Source organism: Pollutimonas bauzanensis, assembly GCF_040393045.1.
Classification (GTDB): Bacteria; Pseudomonadota; Gammaproteobacteria; order Burkholderiales; family Burkholderiaceae_B; genus Pollutimonas; species Pollutimonas bauzanensis_A.
The window spans coordinates 1-7,896 of record NZ_JBEBUX010000166.1 but is presented as its reverse complement, the minus strand read 5'-3'; the positions used below and the strand labels follow the sequence as shown (position 1 = coordinate 7,896).

The 7,896-nt window shown below is 55.2% G+C and carries 10 protein-coding genes; 8 read left to right on the top strand and 2 right to left on the bottom strand.

Going from position 1 to position 7,896, the window contains the following annotated elements:
- From ABWO67_RS18075 to ABWO67_RS18050, 6 genes are all read left to right on the top strand, one after another.
- Nucleotides 1-795 (top strand): DNA polymerase III subunit gamma/tau C-terminal domain-containing protein (locus tag ABWO67_RS18075; protein WP_353154323.1); only part of this gene is annotated, 795 nt, incomplete at its 5' end.
- A 42-nt stretch (nucleotides 796-837) separates the two neighbouring features.
- Entirely contained in the window at nucleotides 838-1,164 is a 327-nt protein-coding gene (locus ABWO67_RS18070) for a YbaB/EbfC family nucleoid-associated protein (RefSeq protein WP_353154320.1), read from the top strand.
- Nucleotides 1,164-1,772, top strand: a complete 609-nt coding sequence (recR, locus tag ABWO67_RS18065; protein WP_353154318.1) for a recombination mediator RecR — start codon at nucleotides 1,164-1,166, stop codon at nucleotides 1,770-1,772. The genes ABWO67_RS18070 and recR overlap by 1 nt, the downstream gene beginning before the upstream one ends.
- Before the next feature lie 93 nt (nucleotides 1,773-1,865).
- Entirely contained in the window at nucleotides 1,866-2,906 is a 1,041-nt protein-coding gene (locus ABWO67_RS18060; RefSeq protein ID WP_353154316.1) for a substrate-binding domain-containing protein, read from the top strand.
- Entirely contained in the window at nucleotides 2,899-3,708 is an 810-nt protein-coding gene (locus tag ABWO67_RS18055) for an ABC transporter ATP-binding protein (RefSeq protein ID WP_353154313.1), read from the top strand. The genes ABWO67_RS18060 and ABWO67_RS18055 overlap by 8 nt, the downstream gene beginning before the upstream one ends.
- A gap of 1 nt (nucleotide 3,709) precedes the next feature.
- A complete protein-coding gene (locus ABWO67_RS18050; RefSeq protein ID WP_353154310.1) occupies nucleotides 3,710-4,501 on the top strand; it encodes an ABC transporter permease in 792 nt (263 codons plus the stop codon).
- Nucleotides 4,502-4,563: 62 nt separating this feature from the next.
- Here ABWO67_RS18050 and ABWO67_RS18045 read toward each other — a convergent pair whose 3' ends face one another.
- Both ABWO67_RS18045 and tal read right to left on the bottom strand, forming a co-directional pair.
- Complete coding sequence (locus ABWO67_RS18045) at nucleotides 4,564-5,196, bottom strand: LysE family translocator (RefSeq protein WP_353154308.1); 633 nt, start codon at nucleotides 5,194-5,196, stop codon at nucleotides 4,564-4,566.
- A 36-nt stretch (nucleotides 5,197-5,232) separates the two neighbouring features.
- On the bottom strand, nucleotides 5,233-6,192 hold the full coding sequence (gene tal, locus ABWO67_RS18040) for a transaldolase (protein WP_353154306.1): 960 nt from the start codon (nucleotides 6,190-6,192) through the stop codon (nucleotides 5,233-5,235).
- A gap of 166 nt (nucleotides 6,193-6,358) precedes the next feature.
- On the opposite strand from tal, the gene carA reads away from it, so the two are divergent.
- Nucleotides 6,359-7,513, top strand: a complete 1,155-nt coding sequence (carA, locus tag ABWO67_RS18035; protein ID WP_353154304.1) for a glutamine-hydrolyzing carbamoyl-phosphate synthase small subunit — start codon at nucleotides 6,359-6,361, stop codon at nucleotides 7,511-7,513.
- A 9-nt stretch (nucleotides 7,514-7,522) separates the two neighbouring features.
- Nucleotides 7,523-7,896 (top strand): carbamoyl phosphate synthase preATP-grasp domain-containing protein (locus tag ABWO67_RS18030; protein WP_502930051.1); only part of this gene is annotated, 374 nt, incomplete at its 3' end.

The following is a 7,896-nucleotide window of genomic DNA, read 5'->3' as shown; positions in this document are numbered from 1 at the left end:
GCACCAGCACCAGCACCAGCACCAGCGGTCCTGGTCGAGCCGGTGCAGCCTGATGACACGCCGGCCTGGGAAGACGCGCCTGTGCAGGAAGCGCCGCAGCATAATGTTGCGCCGCCACCTATCGTTGTGCCGGAACCGGCTGAGCCGTCCGCGCCATCGCCTGCGGCACAGCAGTCGCAAACAGTTCCCGACGACGCGGCATTCGAAACCTTGCATCCACAGGAATTCGAAACGCTCCACGAGCAGGGTTTCGAGTCCATGGATGAAGGCCGCTACGAGCCGGTCGATATGGGCGATCCCGATTTTGAAATGCTGGATGGTTCGCTCGAGGCCACTCCTGCGCTTGCCGCAGCGGTATTCGCTCCCGAGCGGAAAAAAACCAAGTCTCCCCGCCTGCGCAACATGACTGCTCAAGCGTGGCCCGCTTTGGCTGCGACCTTGCCTGTTACCGGGCTGGCCGCCGAGCTGGCGCGCCAAAGCGAGTGGCTGGGCTTGCAGGGCGAACAAATCAACCTGCGCGTGGCGATTCGCACCTTGGCCGAAAGCCCGGGTAAGGCGCGGCTGTGTACCGTCTTGTCCGAACACTTCGGGACCGTAGTGCAATTGAGCGTGGAATACGGGGCTACAGGGGATGAAACCGCTCATGCGGTCGAGCAGGCGCAGAAGGTCGTGCGCCAGCAAGAGGCCGAGCAGGCGGTGGCGACCGATCCCCTTGTGCTCACGCTTATCAGCGAATTTGGCGCCCAGGTTGTGCCTGGCTCCATTAGCGCCGTGCCCTTGAGTCGGGCAGCCTAGGCGCTAGTCTCTACTTACTCTTTTACTTCAGGAAAACTAATCATGATGAAAGGTCAGATTGCAGGCTTGATGCGTCAGGCGCAACAAATGCAGGAAAACATGAAAAAGGCGCAAGATGCGCTTGCCGATATCGTCGTCGAAGGCGGTTCGGGCGGTGGTCTGGTAAAGGTGTCCATGTCCTGCAGGCACGATGTCAAGCGTGTCACGATTGATCCCAGCTTGCTGGCCGATGACAAAGATATGCTCGAAGACCTGGTGGCTGCTGCTTTTAACGATGCTTTGCGCAAAGCAGAAGCAACGTCCCAGGAAAAAATGTCTGCTGTCACTGCGGGCATGCCCCTGCCTCCAGGAATGAAGCTGCCCTTCTAATGGACGAGCCGCTGCCCGAGCCGGAACCGCTCAAAACGCTGATCGATGCCTTGCGCCGCTTACCCGGCGTAGGGGTGCGTTCGGCCCGTCGCATGGCCTATCACTTGCTTCAGCATGACTTGAACGGCGCCGAACAGCTTAGCCGGGCGTTGTCCAATGCGGTGCAAGGTCTTCGCCATTGCTCGCGCTGCAACGGTTTCTCCGAGGCCGAGGTTTGCGCGACCTGCGCCAATCCCAAGCGGGATCCATCAGTATTGTGCATAGTCGAGACGCCGGCCGACCAGAACATGATCGAGTCCAGTCATGGGTATCGAGGGCTTTATTACGTATTGATGGGGCATCTGGCCCCGCTGGAAGGGGTAGGACCCAACGAACTGCAGTTCGACCGTCTCATCCAGCGTGTAACTGATGGCCAGGTGCAGGAAGTAATTCTTGCCACCAACTTCACTGCGGAAGGCGAAACAACGGCGCATTACTTGTCAGAGCTGTTTCGTTCTCATGGGCTGACGGTAACCCGCCTGGCGCGGGGGGTCCCGGCGGGCAGCGAGCTCGAGTACGTGGACGCCGGCACGATTGCCTGGGCGCTGATGGAGCGACGCAGCACGTAATGCACCGCTGCGGCTAGGGGTCCAGCCCTAATAAGCAGTACAGATATTCTCATGTAAGATACAAAAAAACTTAAACTTCCAAGGAGACCTCTTATGTCCATATCTCGTCGTGATTTGCTCAAATTGGCTGGCGTTGCCGGCGCTGCAAGCGTGGTGCCTGGTTTTGCACAGGCCCAGTCGCTGGAAAAGAAGGACGTCACCATTGCCGTAGGCGGACAAGCGCTTATTTACTACCTGCCCTTGTCCATCGCCAATATCAATGGCTACTTCAAGGACGAAGGCCTGAACGCTCAGATCATCGATTTTGCAGGCGGCTCCAAAGCGTTGCAGGCCGTGGTCGGCGGCAGTGCCGACGTGGTTTCGGGCGCCTTCGAACATACGATTACCTTGCAGTCCAAGGGCCAGGCCTATCGCGCCTTTGCTCAGCAGGGCCAGGCTCCTATGATCGTGCTGGTGGTCTCCAAAAAGACCATGGCCGACTATAAAACGCCTGCCGACCTGAAAGGCAAGAAAATCGGGGTTACTGCGCCGGGCTCTTCTACCAACATGATGGCTAGCTTTTTCCTGGCCCAGCATGGCCTCAAGCCATCGGATGTGTCGTTTATTGGTGTTGGCGCTGGCGCCGGCGCGATTACCGCCATGCGTACCGGGCAAATCGATGCCATGGCCAACCTTGATCCCGTCATCAGTACACTGATCAAAGAAGACGCCGTCAAAGTCATTGCCGATACCCGTACTCTGAAAGACACGCTGCAGATCTTCGGCGGCAATATGCCATCGGGCTGCTTATACACTTCGCAAGAATTCATCGACAAGAATCCCAACACGACGCAAGCGCTGGCCAATGCCATTGTGCGCGCCGACAAGTGGATACAAACGGCTAGCCCCGATGATATCGCCAAGGTGGTGCCCAAGGGCTATTTGCTGGGCGACCCTGACCTTTATAAACTGGCGCTTCAAGGTAACAAAGAAGCTTTGTCGCCCGATGGCACTGTGGCCAGCGATGGCCCACAGACTGCCCTGAAAGCGCTGGAAGCTTTTGTGCCTAATTTCCCTGCCGACAAGATCGATATTTCAAAAGTCTGGACCAACGATTTCGTGGCCAAAGCCAACAAAAAGTATCCTAATGCCTGAAGCTGCACTACTGCTAGACAACATTACCTGCACCTTTGCTTCGCATGACGGCGACAAGTCCGGATATACCGCAGTAAAGCAGGCCACCATCTCCATCGCCCCTGGCGAGTTCGTTTCGGTGGTGGGGCCGACCGGCTGCGGGAAATCCACCTTGCTCAACGTTGGGGCCGGCCTCATGGCTCCCTCGTCGGGCGAAGTAAAAGTATTTGGTAAAACGCTGAACGGCGTGAATCACCGTGCCGGCTATATGTTCCAGGGCGAAGCGCTTTTGCCCTGGCGCAGCGCCTTGTCCAATGTGACGGCGGGGCTGGAGTTTGCCGGCGTGCCCAAGGCCGAGGCGCAAGAGCAAGGGCGGGAATGGCTTAAGCGGGTAGGGCTTGGCGGTTTCGAAAACCGTTATCCGCACCAAATGTCCGGCGGGATGCGCAAGCGTGCCATGCTTGCCCAGACGCTTATCCGCGATCCCGACATCATTCTCATGGACGAGCCCTTTTCTGCGCTTGACGTACAGACGCGTCAGTTAATGGAAAACGAAGTGCTGGATTTGTGGATGGCCAAGCGTAAGGCGGTGTTGTTCATTACGCACGATCTTGACGAGGCCATCGCCATGAGTGACCGGGTGGTGGTGTTGTCGGCTGGCCCCGGCACGCACCCCATCGGTGAATTCGATATCGATATCCCAAGGCCGCGCGATGTTGCCGAGGTGCGCAGCAATGCGCGGTTTATCGAGTTGCACAAGGCGATCTGGGATGTCTTGCGCGAAGAAGTGTTAAAGGGCTATGCCCAACAAAAGCGGGCTTAAGATGTCGAAGTCAACTAAATCCAATCTCACCATGCGGTTCTGGCAGATTCTGCTGCTGGTGGTTATTTTGTCGGCGTGGCACTTTGCTGCTCGTGACAGGAACTTTGCCTTTTTCTTTGGCCGGCCAGTAGAAATTGCCCAGGTCATCTGGAACTGGTTTGTTGTTAATGCTGATATTTATCGTCATTTAGGCATCACATTGTCTGAAACGGTACTGGCGTTTTTTATCGGCACCATAGCTGGCCTGGTATTCGGGCTATGGCTGGGGCTGTCGCGCGGCGCCAGCGCATTGCTGGATCCTTACATTACCGCGGCGAACTCCATGCCACGGGTAATTCTGGCGCCGATTTTCGGTATGTGGTTTGGGCTGGGCATCTGGTCCAAGGTCGCGCTTGCCGTAACCCTGGTGTTTTTCATTGTGTTTTTCAATGTCTACCAAGGGGTGCGCGAGGTCAGTTCCACATTGCTGGATAACGCCCGCATGCTGGGCGCCAATCGCAAGCAGCTGCTGCGCCATGTATATATTCCCTCGGCGACAAGCTGGGTGTTTTCCAGCTTGCATACCTCTGTGGGCCTGGCTTTTGTCGGCGCGGTGGTGGGCGAATACCTGGGGTCGGCAAGCGGAGTGGGTTATCTTATTCTTCAGGCGGAAGGCACGCTGGACGTTAACACCGTATTTGCCGGAATCGTGGTGCTTACCGTGTGTGCGTTAATTCTCGACGGCTTGGTTACGTTGTTCGAAGACCGGATGCTGTCGTGGAAGCCGAAGGCCGGGGAAACCGAGAAGTTGTAGTCAGACGGTATTTACATGAAAGAAAACGCCATTAAACACACAGGTTTAATGGCGTTTTTTCTTTAGCGCTTCGATTCTGTCAGCATTCGGACGGCTAATCCGGCGAGTACCGTTCCCATCAACCACCGTTGGACTTTGAACCAAGTCGGACGGCTCGATAGAAAAACCGCAATCGAACCCGCCAAAATCGTAATGACGGTATTTACACTTATGCTGATCACGATTTGAGTAAAACCAAGGGCTAGCGACTGAGACAGGATGCTTCCTTGGGTGGGGTCGATGAATTGCGGCAGTAGCGACAGATACATCACTGCTATCTTTGGGTTCAGCAGATTAGTCAGGAAGCCCATTAGGAATAGTTTTTTTGGGCTGTCTTGTGCCAAGTTTTTCACTTCGAATGGCGAGCGCCCTCCGGGCTTGACTGCTTGCCAGGCCAGATAGAGCAGATATAACCCCCCTCCGATGCGCAAAGCATCATAGGCATAAGGTACAGCCATAACAATCGCGGTAATACCTAGTGCGGCGCACAGCATGTAGAAGACGAAGCCAAGAACGACGCCTCCTAATGAAATCATGCCTGCTGTACGGCCTTGGCATATGGATCGTGAAATCAGGTAGACCATGTTTGGTCCCGGAGTCAGCACCATTCCAAGAGAAATGAGGGCAAAAGCAAGCAAGTTAGCGAATTCCGGCATAGGAGCTACCTAAGTTGATTCTAGAGTGGTCAAAGATTACTTCTTCCGCGCCTCGGCAATCAAGGTGTCCAGTTTCACGGCATCCGCGGCAAACAGCCGAATCCCTTCCGCCAGTTTTTCTGTTGCCATTGCATCCTGATTCATCTCAGTACGGAACGAAATCTCATTGCTCGCCATCCATTCGGGCGCATTTTGCTTCGAAAGTTGTGGATCAAGCTGACGCTCAAGGGGCTCCGTGCTCTGCGCAAGTTGAGCCAGCAGATCAGGACTGATCGTGAGCAGATCGCAACCCGCCAATGCCCTGATTTGACCAATATTGCGAAAGCTCGCGCCCATGATTTCGGTCGGAATATCGTACGACTTGTAATAGTCGTAAATTCGCTTCACTGATTGGACGCCGGGGTCGGCAGCGCCGGCATTGGCGGCTTCGACCCAGCCATCGCCGGCACTTTTCTTGTACCAATCGTAAATGCGCCCGACGAAAGGCGAAATCAATTGCGCTTTCGCCTGAGCGCATGCCAGTGCCTGGGGCAGCGAAAACAGCAGCGTCATATTGCAACGTATGCCCTCGGCCTGCAGCACCTTGGCCGCCTGTATTCCCTCCCAGGTTGAGGCGAGCTTGATCAGCACGCGCTCGCGATCAATACCGGCGCGATGATAAATTTCGATGATCTGGCGAGCTCTTTCAATGCTGGCCTGGGTGTCGAACGATAACCGGGCATCCACTTCGGTTGAAACGCGGCCCGGTACGATATTTAATATTTCCCGACCGAAAGCAACCAGCAAATGGTCCACCAAATCGCCGCTCGAGCCTTGGCCATGATCCGCCACTACTTTTTCCAGCAGGTGCTGGTTTTCTTCTTTCTGTACCGCTTTCAAAATAAGCGACGGGTTGGTTGTGGCGTCGGTAGGGCGATGTACGCGCATCGCTTCGAAATCGCCGGTGTCAGCAACTACCGTGGTGAATTGGCGTAGGGATTCAAGTTGATTGGACATGGTTTCTACATAGGTTGAACAAACACAAGGAAGTGTCTGTTAATGTAGACTATTTTCGGGTCCAGCACAGCCGGATGGCCTTTTTTTGCACTCCCTTCAAGGGGTGGCCACCGTCTCAAGGTATAATCGGAAGGTTTAATTATTGACTTTACAACCGGGGTTTACAGTGCTGCCGTCACTCTTTCCTGAAGGTTCCGACAGGTTTCCTTCTGCAATTCTTGCTTTGGCAGACGGTACCATCTTCAAGGGTGTCTCTATCGGCGCCGATGGTAATTGCGTCGCCGAAATCGTCTTCAATACCGCCATGACTGGCTATCAGGAAATCCTGACAGATCCCAGCTATAGCGGCCAGATGGTTACCTTGACTTATCCACACATTGGCAACACGGGCATCAATCCCGAAGACGTTGAATCCGACCGGGTTCATGCGGCCGGGCTTGTCGTGCGTGATTGCTCTTTGCGCGTATCTAATTTTCGCGCTACCCAGTCCTTGCCCGATTACCTGAAGGACCAAGGGGTTGTCGCCATTTCCGGCGTCGATACCCGCAAGCTCACGCGTATATTGCGCGATGGCGGGGCCCAGGGTGCATGCATCCTGGTGGGCGATGATGCTGAACGCGCTGTTGCGCTTGCCAAGGGGTTTCCTGGCATGTCCGGCCAGGACCTTGCCAAGGTTGTGTCCACAAAAACCACTACGGACTGGAACGAAGGTACTTGGCAGCTTGGCCAGGGCTTTACTCAGCCTGTTAGCAGTCTTTACCATGTGGTTGCCTACGATTACGGTATCAAGACCAACATCTTGCGCCTGCTGAATGATCGTGGTTGCCGGATCACCTTGGTACCTGCCGAAACGCCGGTGCAGGACGTGCTGGCGCTCAAGCCAGACGGCATTTTCTTGTCCAATGGCCCGGGGGATCCCGAGCCTTGCGGATATGCCATCGATGCTTTCAAGGCCGCGCTCGAGCAAAAAATACCGTTATTCGGTATTTGCCTTGGTCAGCAGATCATGGGTTTGGGCCTAGGGGCTAAAACCATCAAAATGAAAACCGGCCACCATGGGGCCAACCACCCGGTCCAGGATCTCGATACCGGCAGGGTTTTCATTACCAGCCAGAATCACGGCTTTACTGTCGATACCGACAGCTTGCCTGCCAATGTCCGGGTTACACATGTGTCGCTGTTCGATGGCACCTTGCAGGGGTTCGAGCTTACCGACAGCCCAGTGTTCTGCTTCCAGGGTCATCCAGAAGCCAGTCCAGGCCCACACGACATCGTGGTGCTATTCGATAAATTCATCAGCCTCATGGCCGGACAAAAATAATTCAGACTTATGCCAAAGCGTTTAGACCTAAAAACTATTCTTATCATTGGGGCCGGTCCGATCATTATTGGTCAGGCCTGCGAATTCGACTACTCTGGTGCGCAGGCCTGCAAGGCGCTTAAAGCCGAAGGCTATCGCACCATCCTGGTCAACAGCAATCCCGCCACCATCATGACCGACCCGGAAACGGCCGATGTTACCTACATCGAACCGATCACCTGGGAAGCGGTCGAGAAAATCATTGAACGCGAGAAGCCGGACGCGTTATTGCCCACGATGGGCGGACAAACCGCGCTTAATTGCGCGCTAGACCTGGTGCGCCAAGGCGTGCTGGAAAAGCACGGTGTTGAACTCATCGGTGCGAATGAACACGCTATTGAAAA

What these genes read in the sequence shown, in the direction of transcription:
- tal (WP_353154306.1), bottom strand. Translation starts at nt 6,192, where the DNA reads ATGTCCAATCAACTTGAATCCCTACGCCAATTCACCACGGTAGTTGCT.
- ABWO67_RS18055 (WP_353154313.1), top strand. Translation starts at nt 2,899, where the DNA reads ATGCCTGAAGCTGCACTACTGCTAGACAACATTACCTGCACCTTTGCT.
- ABWO67_RS18070 (WP_353154320.1), top strand. Translation starts at nt 838, where the DNA reads ATGATGAAAGGTCAGATTGCAGGCTTGATGCGTCAGGCGCAACAAATG.
- ABWO67_RS18060 (WP_353154316.1), top strand. Translation starts at nt 1,866, where the DNA reads ATGTCCATATCTCGTCGTGATTTGCTCAAATTGGCTGGCGTTGCCGGC.
- ABWO67_RS18050 (WP_353154310.1), top strand. Translation starts at nt 3,710, where the DNA reads ATGTCGAAGTCAACTAAATCCAATCTCACCATGCGGTTCTGGCAGATT.
- ABWO67_RS18045 (WP_353154308.1), bottom strand. Translation starts at nt 5,196, where the DNA reads ATGCCGGAATTCGCTAACTTGCTTGCTTTTGCCCTCATTTCTCTTGGA.
- recR (WP_353154318.1), top strand. Translation starts at nt 1,164, where the DNA reads ATGGACGAGCCGCTGCCCGAGCCGGAACCGCTCAAAACGCTGATCGAT.